Here is a 16809-nt window from a genome sequence, read left to right as displayed (position 1 = left end):
TTCCCCGCGCCCCTCAGGACGCGCTTCGCTCCAGCTCGTGTCGGAGGTCGTCCAGCTCGCTGCCGCCCGCCATCTGGCGGGTCAGCTCGTCGAGGCTGATCTCGTCGCGGGTGTGGCTGCCGAACATGGCGCCGCGCTTCAGGAGGACGAAACGGTCGCCCACCAGGTACGCGTGGTGCGGGTTGTGAGTGATGAGGACCACGCCGAGGCCGGCGTCCCGCGCGGCGGCCACGTACTTGAGGACCACGCCGGACTGCTTCACACCGAGCGCGGCGGTGGGCTCGTCGAGGACGAGGACCTTGGCGCCGAAGTGGACGGCGCGGGCGATCGCCACGCACTGACGCTCACCGCCGGAGAGGGTGCCGATGGGCTGGTCGACGTCACGCAGGTCGATGCCCATGCGCAGCAGCTCCGCGTGGGTGGTCCTGCGCATGCGGTCGACGTCCATGCGCCTGAAGGGGCCCGTGCCCCTCGACAGCTCGGAACCGAGGAAGAAGTTCCGCCACACCGGCATCAGCGGGACCACGGCGAGGTCCTGGTAGACGGTGGCGATGCCCCGGTCCAGGGCCTCGCGCGGGGAGGTGAGGCGGGTCTCCTCGCCCTCGATGCTCAAGGTGCCCGCGTCGTGCTGGTGCAGGCCCGCGATGATCTTGATCAGCGTGGACTTGCCCGCGCCGTTGTCGCCGAGCACGCAGGAGATCTCCCCCGCGTGCACCTCCAGCGAGACGCCTTCGAGGGCACGGATGTTGCCGTAGTACTTGCTGACGTCGTCGAGTTCGACGAGCGCCGTGCGTTCCGTGGCGGCCGAGCCGGTCGTCTTTCCCGCGTCCGTCGTCATGCCGTCGCCGTTCGTCGTCATGCCGTCGCCTCCGCGCGCTTGCGGACCCAGTGGTTGAGCAGGGTCGCCAGGAGCAGCATCACTCCCAGGAAGAACTTGAACCAGTCCGGGTTCCACTCGGCGAACACGATGCCCTTGCTCACCATGCCGAAGATCAGCGCGCCGACCGCCGCGCCGACCGCGGAGCCGTAGCCGCCGGTGATCAGACAGCCGCCGATGACGGCCGCGATGATGTAGATCAGCTCGTTGCCGACGCCCTCGCCGGACTGCACGACGTCGAACGAGAACAGCAGGTGCTGCCCGGAGATCCAGGCGCCGAAGGCGACACCCATGTAGAGGCCGATCTTCGTCTTGTTGACCGGGACGCCGACCGCGCGGGCCGCGTCCTCGCCACCGCCGACGGCGTAGATCCAGTTGCCGAAGCGGGTGCGCAGCAGGATCCAGGTGGCGACGACGACCAGGGCCAGCCACCACAGGATGGTGATCTTGAAGTCGACGCCGCCGATGGTGAACGTCGAGGCGAAGACGTCCCTGGCCGAGGAGAAGCCCTGCATGTCGGAGATCGACTTCGTGGAGACCGTGCCACTGATCAGCTTGGTGAAGCCGAGGTTCATGCCGGTCAGCATCAGGAAGGTGCCGAGCGTGATGATGAAACTCGGCGGGTCCGTGCGGGTCAGCATGACGCCGTTGAAGACGCCGATCGCCAGCGTGACGACCAGCGAGACGAGGACGCCGACCCAGACGTTCGCGGTCATCTGGTAGCTGAACATCGAGGAGATCAGCGCGGAGCTGGTCACCATGACGCCCGCGGAGAGGTCGAACTCGCCGCCGATCATCAGCAGCGCGACCGGCACGGCCATGATGCCGATCGTCGAGGCGGCGTACAGCACCGTGCTGAGGCTCGCGGCCCGTACGAAGCTGTCGGCGAAGATCGCGAAGAAGAGGAAGACCGCGATCGCGCCGACCACGGAGCCGAGCTCGGGCCGTCCCATGAGTCTGCGCAGGGGCGAGGTCTTCAGGAGGCGCTCGTCGACCTTGGTGTCGGGCGACGGCGCGGGTGCAGGCGCAGTGGCGCTCATCGGGTCCCCCGCTTGGTGTACTCCTCGAGCGCGGCGGCCTGATCCTTGGTGATGATCTGCGGGCCGGTGAGGACCGGCTTGCCGCCGCCGAGGACATCGGCGTTGTACTTGTAGAGCCACAGCAGGTCCACGGCCTCGTACCCCTGGAGGTAGGGCTGCTGGTCGACGGCGAAGCCGAGGGTGCCGTCCTTGAGCTCCGAGGCCACCTTCGCGTTCAGGTCGAAGGTGTCGATCTCGGCCTTGCTGCCCGCGTCGGCCTTCGCCTTCACCGCGGTGTCCGCGTACGGGGCGCCGAGCGTGACGACCGTGTCGATGGACTTGTCGGCCTGCAGCTTGGCGCCGACGGAGGACTGCACGTCGGGCATGCTGGTGCCCTGGACGTAGAGGTTCTGCACGGTGCCGTGGAAGGTGTTCTTCACACCCGCACAGCGCTGCTCGTGGCCGACGTTGCCCTGCTCGTGCAGGATGCACAGGGCCTTCTTGCGGCCCCGCTTGTTCAGCTCCTCGCCGACCGCTTCACCGGCGATCGTCTCGTCCTGCCCGATGTGGGCGAGCGCGCCGAACGCCTTGGACTGCTCGGAGCCGGAGTTCACCGTGATCACGGGGATGCCGGCCTTCTCGGCGCGCGCGACGGCGGCCTTCATCGCGTCCGGCTTGGCCAGCGTGACGATGATGCCGTCGACCTGCTTGTCCACGGCGGCGTCGACGAGCTGCGCCTGCTGCTGCGCCTCGGCGTTGTGCGAGTACAGGAAGTTGATGTTGTCCTTGACCGCTGCCTGCTTGGCGCCGTTCTGCACGATGTCCCAGAACGTGTCGCCATCGCCCGAATGGGTGATCATCGCGAAGGTCCACCTGGGCGTGTTCACCGCGGCCCTGCCCTGGGCCGACGCCGCCTTACGGGCATCCTCGGCCCGCTTCCCGCCGGTGCTGCTGCATCCCGCGAGGGACACCCCCAGCGCCCCTGCGAGCGCGATGCTTACCCAGGTCCGAGTCCGTGCCACGAGGCCGTGCCCTTCTTGCTGTGTTCTTTGGTGCGCCGGGGCCCGCGAAGCGGCCCGGCGGGCCGTTCCGCAGGCCCCGGGGGCCGACATCTCGCCGGCCCCAAACGCCCAAGTATCGAACACTGGGATCGTGCACCCCATCAGCGGGTCCCGCGCGCGGTGTACTTCTCGAGGGTCGAGGCGTCCTTCTCGGTGATGATGGCCGGGCCGGTCAGGACCGTCTTGCCGCCGCCGAGGATGTCGCCGTTGGTCTTGTAGAGCCACAGCATGTCGATGGCCTCGTACCCCTGGAGGTAGGGCTGCTGGTCGACCGCGAAGCCGACCTCCTTGGCCTGGAGGCGCTTGACCACCTCGGCGTTCAGGTCGAAGGTGTCTATCTCCGCCTTGCTGCCCGCGTCGGCCTTGGCCTTCACCGCGACGGCGGCGATCGGGGCGCCCAGGGTGACGACGGCGTCGATACCCTTCGTGGCCTGGAGCTTCGCCTCGACGGAGGACTGCGTGGCGGGAGCGTTGGTGCCGTCGACGTTGAGGTTCTCGAGCGTGCCCTTGAAGGTCTTCTTCACGCCCGCGCAGCGCTGCTCCAGCGAGACGTTGCCCTGCTCGTGGATGACGCAGACGGCCTTCTTCAGGCCCCGGTTGTTCAGCTCCTCGCCGACGGCCTCACCGGCGACCGACTCGTCCTGGCCGAAGTGCGCGAGCGCCCCGAACTGCTTGGAGAACTCGGCACCGGAGTTGATCGTGACGACCGGGATGCCCGCCTGCTCGGCCTTGGCGAGGACGTCCTTCATGGCATCGGGCTTGGCCAGGGTGACGACGATCCCGTCGACCTTCTTGTCGATGGCGGCCTGAACGAGCTGGGCCTGCCCGCCCGCTTCCTTGTCGTTCGAGTACAGGAAGTCGACGTTGTCCTTGCTCGCCGCCTGCTTGGCGCCGCTCTGCACGATGTCCCAGAAGGTGTCACCCTCGCCGGAGTGCGTCACCATCGCGATCTTCAGACGGGGCGTACTCGCGGCCTTGCCGCCGCTCCCGCCGGCGCTCGCCTTGTTCTCGGAGTCCTTGCCACCGGAGTTGCTGCAGCCGGCCGCGAGCGCGATCACGGCGATCACCGCCGCTGCCGTTCGGGCTGTACGCATGGTCGGAACACCCTCTTTTCCGCCGCACCTTTGCGGCTGAGGGGAGTTCTAGCTTTGCGCCCGCACACCAGTCAATGGACTTTTTAGAACATTCTTACGATTCAAATTCGGCCTCGCCGAAGCCGATTCACCGCCCCTTCACGGCAGCTTCACGGCCGTATTCACGACCGCTTCACGGCCGTACGAGGAGCTGGAATTCGAAGGAGTAGCGCGAGGCGCGGTACATGTGGCTGCCGAACTCGACCGCGCGCCCGGTGTCGTCGAAGGTGGTGCGCTGCATGGTGAGCAGCGGTGCCCCCTCGGGCTCGCCGAGCCGCTCCCCCTCCTCCGCGGTGGCCGCGCGGGCGCCGACGGACTGGCGGGCGCTGTGCAGCGTGATGCCCGCGGCCCGCATCAGCCGGTACAGCCCGGTGGCCTCCATCTGCTCGCTGTCCAGCTCCAGCAGCTCCGGGGGCAGATAGTTGCAGAGGTACGCCATCGGCTCCCCGTGGGCGAGCCGCAGCCGCTCCACCCGGTGCACATCACTGCCCTCGGCCACGCCCAGAGCGGCCGCGACCTCGGCGGACGCCGGTACGACGGTGTTGACGAGCACCCGGGTCGCGGGACGCTGCCCGGCCGCCTCCAGGTCGTCGTACAGACTGCTGAGCTCCAGGGGCCGCTTGACCTGGCTGTGCACGACCTGGGTGCCGACACCGCGGCGGCGCACCAGCAGACCCTTGTCGACGAGGGACTGGATGGCCTGGCGGACCGTGGGTCGGGACAGCCCGAGGCGCCCCGCGAGCTCGATCTCGTTGCCGAGAAGGCTGCCCGGGGTCAGGGTCCCGTGCTCGATCGCCGCCTCCAGCTGTTGGGAGAGCTGGAAGTACAGCGGGACCGGACTGCTGCGGTCGACGCTGAGCTGGAGCGACACGGTCGGATCCTCTTCTGGTTTCGGCACGGGCCGAGCGTAGCTCCGGGAGATGTTGACGGGAAGTTGTGTAGTTCGATTGTCCGGACAAAGCATTGACAGCGTGCCTGGCGGGCCCTCACTTTGTTCCCATGCGCATCGGACTTATCGGAACGGGTCGAATCGGCACATTTCACGCGACCGTTCTCAACCGCCACCGCGAGGTCGGCTCCCTCATCGTCACGGATGCGGACACGGTGAGGGCACATGCGGTCGCGGACCGGTTGGGCGCCACGGCGGCACCCAGCGTGGACGAGATCTTCACCTGGGGCGTGGACGCCGTGGTGATCACGGCGGCCACCTCGGCGCACGGCGAACTGATCGGTAGGGCAGCGCGCATGGGGCTCCCGGTGTTCTGCGAGAAGCCCATCGCCGTCGATCTGCCGGGCACGCTGTCCGCGCTCGCCGAGGTCGACGCGGCCGGCACGGTCCTGCAGCTGGGTTTCCAGCGCCGCTTCGACACGGGCTACGCGACCGCGCGCGAGGCGGTGCGCTCGGGGCGGCTCGGACGGCTGCACACCATCCGCGCGATGACCTCCGACCAGTCGCCGCCCCCGGCCGCGTACCTCCCGATCTCCGGCGGCATCTACCGCGACTGCCTCGTCCACGACTTCGACATGCTGCGCTGGATCACCGGCCGCGAGGTCGTCGAGGTGTACGCGATGGGCTCCGATGCCGGGCCCTCGATGTTCCGTGAGGCGCACGACATCGACACGGCCGCCGCCGTCCTCACCCTGGACGACGGCACGCTCGCCACGGCGACCGCGACCCGGCTGAACGGCGCGGGCTACGACGTCCGCATGGAGCTGGCCGGCGAGCTGGACCAGATCGGCGTCGGCCTGGACGACCGTACGCCCATCGCCTCCACCGAACCGGCCGGACCGCCGGCCGCCGACAAGCCGTGGACCGGTTTCCTGGAGCGCTTCGGCCCTGCCTACGAGGCCGAGCTCGCCGCCTTCGTCGACGTCGTGCGCGGCGAACGCGCCAACCCCTGCGACGGGCAGGAGGCCCTGCACGCCCTGCGCATCGCCGAGGCCTGCGAGCTGTCGCGGCTGGAGAGACGCCCGGTGTATCTGGCGGAGATCCCCGGCAGACGGGACTGAGCGAACACGTCCGTGCCGCTCCCCACCCGAAGCCGCACCACCGTCACCCCTCCACTCACTCCCCCACGCACCACCACTCACCAGCGCACCGGCAGGCTGCGCAGACCGCGCATCAGCATGCCCGGGAGCCAGTCACCAGGGGGCCCGTCCAGCGCGAGATCCGGGCATCTCTCCAGCAGGGAGCGCAGCGCGACCCGGGTTTCGAGACGGGCCAGCGGCGCACCCAGGCAGTAGTGGATGCCGTGCCCGAAGGAGAGATGGCCCTGCGGGGCGCGGTGGATGTCGAAGCGGTCCGGATCCGGGCAGCGCGCCGCGTCACGGTTCGCGGCGTCGAGCCCGATCATCACCGGGTCACCCGCCGCGATGGCCCTGCCACCGATCTCCAACGGCTCCGCCGCATAGCGGTACGTCGCCGTCTCGACCGGTCCCTCGAAGCGCAGCACCTCCTCCACCGCGCCGTCGAGGAGCGTCATGTCGGCCCGCAGCGCGGCGAGCTGGTCGGGGTGGGTGAGCAGGGCGTGCACACCGTTCGTGATCAGGTTGACCGTGGTCTCGTGGCCCGCGACCAGCAGGATGAACGCCATCCCGCGCAACTCGTCACGGGAGAGCCGGTCGCCGTCCTCGGCCCGGGTGCGGATGAGGTCGCTGAGCAGGTCGTCGCCGGGTGCCGTGCACCGCTTGTCCTCGATCAGCTCATCGAGATAGGCGGCCAGCTGCCGGACGGCGGCCAGCTCGGAGTCTCCATCGGTCGGCGTCACGATCTCGTTCGACATCGCGCGGAACGCCACCCGGTCGATGTCCGGGACGCCGAGCAACTCGCAGATGACGGTGATCGGCAGCGGATAGGCGAACGAGTCGACGAGGTCGGCTCCCCCCTTCGGCAGCATCTCGTCCAGCAGTTCGTCGGTGATCTGCTGGACGCGCGGGCGCAGCGCCTCCACCCGCCGCATGGTGAACGCGCCCGTGACGAGGGAGCGCAGCCGGGTGTGCTCCGGCGGGTCGGCGATCAGCACATACCGGCCCATCAGCTCTTCTTCGAGCGAACTCGACCCGCCTCTCCTCGTGTCCTTGGAGAGCCTCGGGTCGGCCAGAGCGGCCCGCGCCTCCTCGTACCCGACGACGAGCCAGCCCTCGTACGCGCCCGGCTGCGGTGTCCGCACCCAGTGGACGGGGCCGCGCTCGCGCAGCGCCGCGTACACCGGATACGGGTCCCTCGTGAACCCCGCGCCGTACTCCCCCAGATCGATCATGGTCCCCCTCCCGTTGTCCTTCCAACGCGCGGGCCCCACGCTCAGTGCCCGTCGTCTCCCTCCAGAAGTCCCGCGTCGTACGTCAACAGGGCGATCTGCACACGGTTGTTGAGGCCGAGTTTGGCGAGGATCCGTGAGACATGGGTCTTGACGGTGGCGACGCTCATGTACAGCTCGGCGGCGATCTCGGCGTTGGAGGAGCCCCGGCCGACGGCCACGGCGACCTCGCGTTCACGGTCGTTGAGCGCGCCGATCCGGTCCCGGGCGCCGGTGCGCCGCCCGCCCGGCGCCCCACCGGCCGCGTGCTCCATCAACTGGCGGGTGACGGCGGGCGAGAGCACGGGATCACCGGCCGCGACCCGGCGTACCGCGTCGAGGATCTGCACAGGCGGCGTGTCCTTGAGGACGAACCCGGCGGCACCCGCGCGCAGCGCCCGCAGCACCTGGTCGTCGGCGTGAAACGTGGTGAGGACCACGACCTGCGGCGCGTCCTCGCGGCCCCGCAGCCGTTCGGTGGCCGTGAGTCCGTCGATCACCGGCATCCGGATGTCCATCAGGACGACGTCCGGGCGGGTGCGGTCGACGAGCGCCTCGACCTCGCCGCCGTCCGCGGCCTCGCCGACGATCTCGATGTCGTCGGCGCCGCCCATCATGAAGGACAGGCCGGCCCTGACCAGCGGATCGTCGTCGACGAGAAGCAGCCGGATCGCATTCATGGTGCCTACCGTAGGTGCCCGCCGGGGCATTACCCACGCCTCGACCGCGACGAACGACTACCGTCGGCCGCCAGGACAGTCTCGACGGGGTCTCTCCCGGGAGTGAGGAGTTCAGTGCGCTATCGGCTCTTGGGCAGGACCGGCCTGCGCGTCTCGGAACTGTTCCTCGGTGCCATGACGTTCGGGGAGCAGGGCGGGGTGGGAGCGCCGAAGGAGGAGTGCGCGCGGATCCTCGACACGTACGCGGAGGCGGGCGGCAACGTGGTGGACACGGCCGTCAACTACCGCGGCGGCGCCAGCGAGGAGATCGTGGGGGAGTTGCTCAGAGGCCGACGCGACCGTTTCGTCCTCTCCACCAAGTACACCGTCTCCCGTGACGGCACCGACCCGAACGCCGCCGGGAACCACCGCAAGAACCTCGCCCTCTCCCTCGAGACGAGCCTGCGGCGCCTCGACACGGACTACATCGACGTCTACTGGGTGCACATCTGGGACCGGAACACACCGGTCGAGGAGACCATGCGCGCCCTGGACGACGCCGTACGGTCCGGCAAGGTCCTGTACGTGGGTATCTCGGACGCGCCCGCCTGGGTGGTCTCGCGGGCCAACACCCTTGCCGAGTGGCGAGGTTGGTCCCCCTTCGCCGCGCTCCAGGTGCCCTACAGCCTGCTCAGCCGCGACGCGGAGCGCGAGCTCCTCCCCATGGCGGAGACCCTCGGCATGTCGGTGGCCGCGTGGAGTCCGCTGCACAACGGCGTCCTGTCGGGCAAGTACACACGTCCGGGCGGTGTGGCCCCCGGCACGGCGACCCGCCTCTCCCCCGAGGCGATCGGGGAACTCGAACGGACGGTGGCCGAAGCGGTCCGGTCGGCGGCCGACGAACTCGGCGCCTCCCCGGCCCAGGTGGCCATCGCCTGGACCATGGCCCACTCCCCCACCGTCCACCCCATCATCGGCGCCCGCCACGTCACCCAGCTCACCGACAACCTGGGCGCGAGCGAACTCACCCTCCCCGACCACATACTGACCGGCCTGGAGGAGGCCACCGCCTTCCGCACAGGCTTCCCGACAGACTTCATCAACGAAACAGCAAGCTGGGTATACGGCACCGCAGGCCACCGAGTGATCCCCCGCATCCCCTGACACACCCGCACCCACCACCGCACCCGCAGCCGCAATGCGACGCGAGGGGCCGTGGCGGTGCGTCGCAAGCCCGTCGCTCACGCCCGGATCGAGCAGCGGCTCCCTTGCCCGGCCCCCGTCTGATCCAGCGGCGACGGGCTCGACGCACCGCCACGGCCCCGCCCCACCACGCAACCGCGGGCGCACCTCACGCACCGCAGGCGCACCTCACGCACCGCAGGCGCACCTCACGCACCGCGGGCGGACCTCACGCTCACCCACCCCATGGCAGCCACGCCCGCACCAAGAAGCCCCCACCCCCGTCGGACCCGTGCTCCAGACGCCCCCCGGCGAGAGTGGCCCGCTCGGTCAGTCCGATCAGCCCCTGCCCGGAACCCGGCACATGCGGTACCTCCCCCGGAGGAGCGGGGTTGCGCACGGACACACTCACACCGTCACCCGGGGCCCCCGAGACACCCACCGTGACCTCGGCTCCCGGAGCATGCTTACGGGCGTTCGTCAGCCCTTCCTGGGCGATGCGGTACACGGTCCGCCCGACGGACGCGGGCACAGCCGCGGCGTCGGCGACCCGCAGATCGAGAGCCACCTTCATCCCCGCCTCACGCGACTCGGAGACCAGCGCGTCCAACGCGCCGAGCGTCGGCTGCGGCCGCCCCGCGTCGTCGGAGTCACCCGCCCGCAGCACCCCGATGATCTCCCGCAGATCCTGCAGGGCCTCGTGCGCGCTCTCCCGGATCACCCCGGCGGCCCGCGCGACCTCCTCGCGAGGCGCGTCCGGACGGAACTCCAACGCCCCCGCATGCACGCTCAACAACGTCAGGCGGTGCGCGAGCACATCGTGCATCTCGCGCGCGATCGCCTCGCGCGCCAGCCGCTGCGCCTGCTCGGCCCGCAGCGCGGCCTCCGTCTCGGCCCGCCGTGCCCGGTCCCGCAGACTCAGCATGAGCTGCCGCTTGGACCGTACGAACATGCCCCAGCCGACGACCGCCAGGGTCAGCAGCGCGGTGACGGCGATGGCGGCGGCGTAGGACAGATCGGGATCGGGCCGCAGCCAGAAGTAGACCGGAAGCAGGGCGAGCTGGACACCGGCGACCCAGCCCACGTACTTGAGTGGCCGGTGCACGGCGAGCGTGAAGAGGGCGACCAGTCCTGCGCCGCCCGCGGTGTTCGAGAGCAGTCCGACGGGGATCATCGCCGCGGCCAGCCCCAGCGGCCACCGGCGGCGCGACCACACGGCGAGGCAGGCGAGTCCGCCGATCCACTGGTCGACGACGGCGAGGGCGTGCGGGGTGTCCGGGTCGCGGGTCAGCGTGTGCGCGGCCATCGCTCCGATGACGACGGCCAGCACGAAGCAGCCGAAGTCGACCACCCAGTCACGCGCGGTACGCCGGGGGCGCCCGCCCCGACCCGTCCGCTCGGGGTCGAGTTCCGCGACCACGGCCGACGGCAGCAGCCAGCGCCGCCCGGGCAGAACGGGTGCCGCCGGCACCGGATTGTCACCACTCACGGTCGACAAATCTACGGGCCGGCCCCGCGGGCGCCTCCCCCCGCGGCAGTGATCGTCGACCAAAGTAGCGGCGCCGCATACTTTCGTCCGGACGTACCTCGCCCCGCGGCCCATGACGTGGGGGGAACCGCGGGGCGAGGATCTTCCAGAAAGCGGTCAAACCAGTAGTACGCGCAGCCCTCGGCTCAGCAGCCGAAGTTGATCAGCTTGAACGTGACGTAGTGGTCCGAGGTGTAGTAGTCCTCCTGCGTCTTCTTGCCGGTCACGATGCGCTTGGCGCCACGCGTCGAGGAGCCCGGCGTGATGACGGTGTACTCGTGGTAGTACCCGGTGGACTGGGAGGGCAGGACACCCTCCCGGTTCTGGAAGACGGCCCCGTCCTGCGAGTACGGGAAGGGACCGCCGGACGCGATCAGGTCCAGCGTGTCGTACGCCTGCGACGGCAGGCTGCTGTAGCAGATGCTGCCCACGGCGGTGGCCGCCGCGTTGGCGGGGACCACGGCGGTGCCGCCGATGAGCAGCGCGGACATGAAGGCGACCAGGGCGCCGATACGAGTGATTCGTGGGGGGAATCTCATGACTCTAGGATGACGCGCGTAGACCATGGCATGTCAATGTCAAGGCGGAGGATTTCTCCCGCCAAGTCCGATGAATTTTCCGGGAGTTAACGAAGCCCGACACGACGCCCTGCGCGGTCAGCTGCTCGCGGGGCCTTCGGCGGTAGTGTGCCGAGGGACGGTGCGGTGTGCGCACGACGCCATCCACGGTGAGGGGCGATGATCGTTTCGGTGGTGTCGATGCCGGAGGGCGTCGTCGCTCGCACCGGTCTGGCACAGGCCCGGGAGCGCCTCGCGGCGACCTCCGGCTTCGTGATCGTGGACATCGATCTGGGAGACGAACCCCCGCCCGACGAGGAGCCGCTCTCCCGTCGGCTCGGACTGCACGACACGGCCGGCGAGTGGCTCGGCAGAGCGGACGAACACGTCCGGGCCGAGTACCACGACGGCACTGCCATCGGCGTCGTCCCGGTGGTCAGCGGAAACGAGGTCACCCATATCCATGTCCTCGCCGACCAGCGCCGCTTCATCACGGTGCACCACGGGCCCGTCGAGCTGATCGAGACCTTCCTCGACCAGCTGCCGCAGGACCTGCCTCCCGACACGGTGACGACGCTGTTCCTGTTTCTCCAAGGGGTCCTGGAGACCTTCCGCCGGGCCGTCACGCAGGCCCATCTGGAGGTCGAGGACCTGGAGGAGGCGATGTTCGAGCGGCGGCAGCCGGAACACGTCCAACAGCTGGCCCAGCTGCGACGGCGCGCGGCCCATCTGCATCGCGCGTTCCTGCCGTACGCCGCGGTCGCCCAGGAGATCCTGGTGCGCCGCAGGATGACGGATCACCACCTCTCGCAGGAGCGGCAGGCGATGAACCGGCTGCACGAGCACACCGTGCAGCTGGTCCTCGTGGAGATCGAGGCGCTGCGGGACGCGGCCCGGCGGGCCGCGACCAGCTACGCGTCACTCGTCGCCGATCAGCAGAACGTCGTGATCAACAGACTCACGATCGTCTCGATGATCTTCTTGCCGCTGTCGTTCCTGACCGGCTTCTTCGGCATGAACTTCGCCTACCTCACCAACCGGCTGATGAGCGAGGACTCCTTCCTGGAGTTCGGCGTGGGTCTGCAGGTGGGTGCCGTGGTCGTCGCCCTCTACTACGTGCTGTACCGCACGCACTGGCGCCAGCTGCGCGACAGCCGTACCCGCGACGCCGCCGACGACCAGTCCTGATCGCGGCCCGCCGGAGCCCAGCGCGGCGGCGCGGCCTCAGCCGCCGAGCTCCTGATACCTGGCCGTCAGGGCCGTGGCGCCCTCCTCCGTGAGGGAGCCGAACAGACGCAGGCGGGAGATGCCGCCGTCGGGGAAGATGTCCACGCGCGCGTGGGTCCCGATCACGGGCGCGGCGAGGACGAAGCGGTGGTTGGTGTCGGGCTGGAGGCGGGTACGGGGGAGGATCTCCGTCCAGTCGCCGTCGTCGCCGTCCTTCACCGACACCGACGCCCAGCCGGCACTGTTGCCCTTCAAGTACGCCGTGTCGATCTCCAGGGCGCGGATCTCGGACTGGGCGACCAACTGGTAGCGGATCCAGTCGTTGCCCTGGTCGCGGCGGCGGCGGGTCTCCCAGCCGTCGTCCATCTTGCGGGAGCGTCCCGGCTGGATGGTGTTCGTGGCGGGCGAGTAGAAGAGGTTGGAGGCGTCCTCGACCCGGCCGCCGTTCTCCAGGGCGAGAACGTCGAAGGTGCCGAGCGCGGAGAGCCACTGAGGGTCGGCCACGACCTCGCCGTGGACGCGCAGTCGGGCGATGCCGCCGTCGGGGTGCTGGTTGACGCGGAGGTGGGTGAAGCGCTGCTCGACGGAGACGGCGAAGCCGTTGGCGGCGTGGCCGCCGACCGCCGTGCGCGGTACGAGCGTCGTCCACTTCACGTCGTCCCCGAGGAGTTCCTCCGGTGACGGGGAGCCGGGCACCGAGGCGCCCTCGACCGAGACCGCCTGGGGGTAGTTGCCGCGGAAGTGGGCCGTGTCGACCACCACCCCGCGCACGACACCGGGTGCGCCGAGCCTGACGAGCGCCCAGTCGTGGTCCTCGGCCGTCGGCCACGGGTGCTCGGCCGAGGCGCCGCGGCGCCGCCGCGTCTCCCAGCCGTCCATGACCTTGCCCTTGTGCCCGAAGTGCTCGGGGTCGAACTCGGCCCGCCCGGGCAGCAGGAGGTTCTCGCGCTGGGCGAAGAACTCGTCGTTGGCGGCGATGACCCCGGCGCCCAGCTGCCGGTCGGCGAGGTTGGCGTACTGGGTGAAGGGGAAGTCGGCGGTGCGGTGGTCCGCGTACGGGTCGCCGCCTCCGTAGGGGTTCGCGTCGCCGGTGAAGTGAGGAATCGCCGTCACGTTGATCAGGTCTGCCTTTCGAGATCGGCCGCTACGGGTGCGGGTGCGGGTGCGTTCGAGGACTACGGGGTGCGCGTCAGGAGTTCGCCGCCGGGGGCGCCGAACTCGCCGTCGGACACGATGCGCTCGCCTCGCAGCCAGGTGGACTTCACGACCCCGCTGAGCGTTCGGCCGGCGTAGGCCGTGACCCGGTTGCGGTGCTGCAGCGCGGCGGGATCCACGGTGAAGGTCTCGTCGGGGGCGAGGACGGCGAAGTCGGCGTCATGGCCCACCGCGATGGCTCCCTTGCGGGAGTCGAGGCCGACCAGTCGGGCGGTGCGCGTGGACATCCAGCGGACCACGTCCTCCAGGCTGTGACCGCGCCTGCGGGCCTCCGTCCAGACCGCCGACAGGCTCAGCTGGAGCCCGGAGATACCGCCCCAGGCGGTCGCGAAGTCGTCCGTCTTCAGGTCGGCCGTGGACGGCGAGTGGTCGGTGACGACGCAGTCGATCGTGCCGTCGGCCAGCGCCTGCCACAGCAGGTCCTGGTTGGCGGCCTCGCGGATGGGCGGGCAGCACTTGAACTCGCTCGCCCCGTCCGGGACCTCCTCCGCCGTCAGGGTCAGGTAGTGGGGGCAGGTCTCCACCGTGATCCGCACGCCCGCACGCTTGGCGTCGGCGATCAGGGGCAGCGCGTCGGAGGACGACAGGTGCAGCACGTGCACACGCGCGTGGAGGCGTTCGGCCTGCGCGATGAGGTTGCCGATGGCGGTGTCCTCGGCGTCGCGCGGGCGCGAGGCCAGGAAGTCGGCGTACTTCCGGCCGCCCTTCTGAGGGGCGGCGGCGAGGTGGTGCGGATCCTCGGCGTGCACGATGAGCAGGCCGTCGAACGCGGCGATCTCGGCCAGGGACCGGGCCAGTTGTTCCTGGTCCAGCTCGGGGAACTCGTCCACGCCGGACGGCGACAGGAAGGCCTTGAAGCCGAAGACTCCCGCGTCGTGCAGCGGGCGCAGGTGCTTGACGTTGTCGGGGAGGGCACCGCCCCAGAAGCCGACGTCGATGTGCGCCTTGGAGCGGGCGACGTCCTGTTTCGTACGGAGGTGCTCGACCGTGGTCGTCGGCGGGAGGGAGTTGAGCGGCATGTCGACCAGGGTGGTGATGCCGCCGGCCGCGGCGGCGCGCGTCGCGGTCCAGAAGCCCTCCCACTCCGTGCGGCCGGGGTCGTTGACGTGCACGTGGGTGTCGACCAGGCCCGGCAGGAGGACGTCGTCGCCGAAGTCCTCCAGGCGGGCGCCGGGCGGCACCTCGGCGTCGTACGCGAGCACCGCCGTGATCCTGCCCGCGGCGACCGCGACCGTGGCGGCGCGCGTCCCTTCGGGAGTGATGACGCGCGTCGAGCGCAGCATCAGTTCGACCCATCCGACGTCGGACACCCGGACCCCTCTCTCTGCCGCTGTCGACTCCCGCTGCCGCAGTTAACTTCCACGTAACGGAATTCAACGTTCTGTTGAAGGAGTCTTCACTCAAGCCCTCGCGTCGTCAAGGGCTCACCCCTCCACCCTGCCCCCGAACGCACCCCTCTGGATATTTCCACAGAATGGAATTAGAATTCCGCAGAGCAGAACGTAGCTACGTACCACCAAGGAGTCAACCCAGTCCCGGGTAGGCTGCATCACTGCCTGTCAGCCTTGAAAGGACCGCGCCGTGCCTGCGTCCAGCGCCAGCACCACCGACGACGCCAAGTCATCCGCCCCTAGCGGTGGTGTCCAGTCCCTCGAGCGCGCCTTCGACCTGCTCGAGCGCATGGCCGACGCCGGCGGGGAGGTCGGCCTGAGCGAGCTCTCCGTGAGCAGCGGGCTGCCGCTGCCCACCATCCACCGCCTCATGCGCACGCTCGTGGCCTGCGGTTACGTACGCCAGCAGGCGAACCGCCGCTACGCGCTCGGCCCCCGCCTGATCCGCCTGGGCGAGTCCGCCTCCCGGCTGCTCGGCACCTGGGCGCGCCCCTATCTCGCCCGTCTGGTCGAGGAGACCGGCGAGACCGCGAACATGGCACTGCTCGACGGGGACGAGATCGTGTACGTGGCCCAGGTGCCCTCCAAGCACTCGATGCGCATGTTCACCGAGGTGGGGCGCCGGGTGCTGCCGCACTCCACGGGCGTGGGCAAGGCCCTGCTCGCGAACACCCCGGCGGACGAGGTGCGCGCGCTGCTCGCCCGGACCGGCATGCCCGCCGCGACGGAGAAGACGATCACCACCCCGGACGGCTTCCTCACCGCGCTGGAGGAGGTGCGCCGGCTCGGTTACGCGGTGGACGACAACGAGCAGGAGATCGGCGTGCGCTGCCTCGCCGTCTCGGTCCCCGACTCCCCCACGGCCGCCGCCATCTCGATCTCCGGTCCCGCGGGCCGGGTCACGGACGTCGCCACGGAGAAGATCGTGCCCGTGCTCCAGCAGGTCGCGGCGGAGCTGTCGGAGGCGCTGGCCAGCTCGGGCCCGGGGGCCTGACCGAGCACCCCCGGGGTCACCCGGCGGCGAAGTCCCGCGCCGTGGCCCGGCGCAGGGCCCGGTCGGGACGGGCACGGACCACCCTGCGGACGACGGTGACCTCGGACGGCGTACCGCCGAAGGCCTCCTCGAAGGCGCGGTCGAGCCGGGCGGCGGCCTCGCGGGCGCAGCGGGCGGCCCAGGCGCTGTCGGGGTTGCGGGCGTGGAGGACCTCACCCTCGGGCGGTTCCCACGCGAGTACGGCCACGAGCACGCGGCCGCTGGAGCGGGCGGCGCGGGCGGCGGTCCGCAGCGCGGCGAGGCTGGCGAGCGAGCCGCTGACGCCGACGACGACCTGTCCGGCGGCGGCCATCAGGACTCACCCCGGCGTGGCCGCGGCAGCCCGAGCCCCCCACCGGTACGGGCGGCGAAGCGCCCCGCGGCCAGCCTGCGCACCCACTCCCGCACCGGCACCCCCGGCATCCGCGCCTCCTGGCGCCGCTGCATCTCCCGCTCCGCACGATCGCTGAGGCAGTGGTCGCCTCCGTTGCCGCACGTACTCCCCTTCTCGCGGACGTTTCCGGCGTCGATCGACATCGCTCCGCTCCCCTTCCCAGGCCAATGCGGTGGGACGATTTCCCCTGGTCCCCGAAGTCTGTACGCTGATTGGCCTGCCCCACAGGGCCAATGC

17 protein-coding genes are annotated in these 16809 nt (G+C 70.3%); 4 read left to right on the top strand and 13 right to left on the bottom strand.

The genetic code is table 11. The features are described 5' to 3' along the window. Window positions 1-13: 13 nt before the first annotated feature. The 5 genes from FNV62_RS39445 to FNV62_RS39425 all read right to left on the bottom strand — a co-directional run bounded on the left by FNV62_RS39445 (window position 14) and on the right by FNV62_RS39425 (window position 4961). Window positions 14-838, bottom strand: coding sequence for an ATP-binding cassette domain-containing protein (locus tag FNV62_RS39445; RefSeq protein WP_143605704.1), 825 nt, complete (start codon window positions 836-838; stop codon window positions 14-16). 17 nt (window positions 839-855) lie between these two features. Then, a complete protein-coding gene (locus tag FNV62_RS39440) occupies window positions 856-1917 on the bottom strand; it encodes an ABC transporter permease (RefSeq protein WP_054237089.1) in 1062 nt (353 codons plus the stop codon). Further along, the gene (locus FNV62_RS39435; protein ID WP_144315878.1) at window positions 1914-2918 is read right to left on the bottom strand and encodes a sugar ABC transporter substrate-binding protein; all 1005 of its coding nucleotides are present in this window, start codon (window positions 2916-2918) and stop codon (window positions 1914-1916) included. Before FNV62_RS39435 ends, FNV62_RS39440 begins: the two co-directional genes overlap by 4 nt. Before the next feature lie 140 nt (window positions 2919-3058). Then, window positions 3059-4051: a sugar ABC transporter substrate-binding protein gene (locus FNV62_RS39430; protein ID WP_060898452.1), complete on the bottom strand. Its 993-nt coding sequence runs from the start codon at window positions 4049-4051 to the stop codon at window positions 3059-3061. Window positions 4052-4223: 172 nt separating this feature from the next. After that, window positions 4224-4961, bottom strand: a complete 738-nt coding sequence (locus tag FNV62_RS39425; protein ID WP_060898451.1) for a GntR family transcriptional regulator — start codon at window positions 4959-4961, stop codon at window positions 4224-4226. A gap of 128 nt (window positions 4962-5089) precedes the next feature. Between FNV62_RS39425 and FNV62_RS39420 the strand changes: the two genes are divergently transcribed. Next, window positions 5090-6100 carry a Gfo/Idh/MocA family oxidoreductase gene (locus FNV62_RS39420; RefSeq protein ID WP_144315877.1) on the top strand — a complete coding sequence of 337 codons (1011 nt, stop codon included), beginning with the start codon at window positions 5090-5092 and terminating at the stop codon, window positions 6098-6100. A gap of 77 nt (window positions 6101-6177) precedes the next feature. Here the strand turns inward: FNV62_RS39420 and FNV62_RS39415 are convergent, their stop codons facing one another. Together FNV62_RS39415 and FNV62_RS39410 are read right to left on the bottom strand one after the other, a co-directional pair. Then, complete coding sequence (locus tag FNV62_RS39415; protein WP_097286812.1) at window positions 6178-7350, bottom strand: cytochrome P450 family protein; 1173 nt, start codon at window positions 7348-7350, stop codon at window positions 6178-6180. Between the two features lie 41 nt (window positions 7351-7391). Continuing rightward, window positions 7392-8066: a response regulator gene (locus FNV62_RS39410; protein WP_143628631.1), complete on the bottom strand. Its 675-nt coding sequence runs from the start codon at window positions 8064-8066 to the stop codon at window positions 7392-7394. 114 nt (window positions 8067-8180) lie between these two features. Between FNV62_RS39410 and FNV62_RS39405 the strand changes: the two genes are divergently transcribed. Continuing rightward, window positions 8181-9209, top strand: coding sequence for an aldo/keto reductase (locus tag FNV62_RS39405; RefSeq protein WP_143628629.1), 1029 nt, complete (start codon window positions 8181-8183; stop codon window positions 9207-9209). 253 nt (window positions 9210-9462) lie between these two features. Here FNV62_RS39405 and FNV62_RS39400 read toward each other — a convergent pair whose 3' ends face one another. Further along, window positions 9463-10725, bottom strand: coding sequence for a sensor histidine kinase (locus FNV62_RS39400; RefSeq protein ID WP_097286809.1), 1263 nt, complete (start codon window positions 10723-10725; stop codon window positions 9463-9465). A gap of 176 nt (window positions 10726-10901) precedes the next feature. Then, window positions 10902-11294, bottom strand: coding sequence for a ribonuclease domain-containing protein (locus FNV62_RS39395; RefSeq protein WP_097286808.1), 393 nt, complete (start codon window positions 11292-11294; stop codon window positions 10902-10904). Between the two features lie 198 nt (window positions 11295-11492). Here FNV62_RS39395 and FNV62_RS39390 point away from each other — a divergent pair, with 198 nt between their 5' ends. After that, a complete protein-coding gene (locus FNV62_RS39390) occupies window positions 11493-12500 on the top strand; it encodes a CorA family divalent cation transporter (RefSeq protein WP_143628627.1) in 1008 nt (335 codons plus the stop codon). Window positions 12501-12536: 36 nt separating this feature from the next. Here FNV62_RS39390 and alc read toward each other — a convergent pair whose 3' ends face one another. Next, the gene (gene alc, locus FNV62_RS39385; RefSeq protein ID WP_143609614.1) at window positions 12537-13652 is read right to left on the bottom strand and encodes an allantoicase; all 1116 of its coding nucleotides are present in this window, start codon (window positions 13650-13652) and stop codon (window positions 12537-12539) included. Between the two features lie 62 nt (window positions 13653-13714). Then, on the bottom strand, window positions 13715-15037 hold the full coding sequence (gene allB, locus FNV62_RS39380; RefSeq protein ID WP_143605703.1) for an allantoinase AllB: 1323 nt from the start codon (window positions 15035-15037) through the stop codon (window positions 13715-13717). Between the two features lie 298 nt (window positions 15038-15335). On the opposite strand from allB, the gene FNV62_RS39375 reads away from it, so the two are divergent. Next, a complete protein-coding gene (locus tag FNV62_RS39375) occupies window positions 15336-16139 on the top strand; it encodes an IclR family transcriptional regulator (RefSeq protein WP_060901051.1) in 804 nt (267 codons plus the stop codon). Between the two features lie 16 nt (window positions 16140-16155). Here FNV62_RS39375 and FNV62_RS39370 read toward each other — a convergent pair whose 3' ends face one another. Beyond that, window positions 16156-16491 (bottom strand): universal stress protein, encoded by a 336-nt coding sequence (locus FNV62_RS39370; protein WP_143628625.1) that lies wholly within the window; start codon window positions 16489-16491, stop codon window positions 16156-16158. Continuing rightward, window positions 16491-16715 carry a hypothetical protein gene (locus tag FNV62_RS39365; RefSeq protein ID WP_097286804.1) on the bottom strand — a complete coding sequence of 75 codons (225 nt, stop codon included), beginning with the start codon at window positions 16713-16715 and terminating at the stop codon, window positions 16491-16493. The genes FNV62_RS39370 and FNV62_RS39365 overlap by 1 nt, the downstream gene beginning before the upstream one ends. Window positions 16716-16809 lie beyond the last annotated feature (94 nt).

It is taken from the genome of Streptomyces sp. RLB3-17 (genome assembly GCF_007113425.2).
Taxonomy (GTDB): domain Bacteria; phylum Actinomycetota; class Actinomycetes; order Streptomycetales; family Streptomycetaceae; genus Streptomyces; species Streptomyces mirabilis_D.
This window is presented reverse-complemented; position numbering and strand designations above follow the sequence as displayed.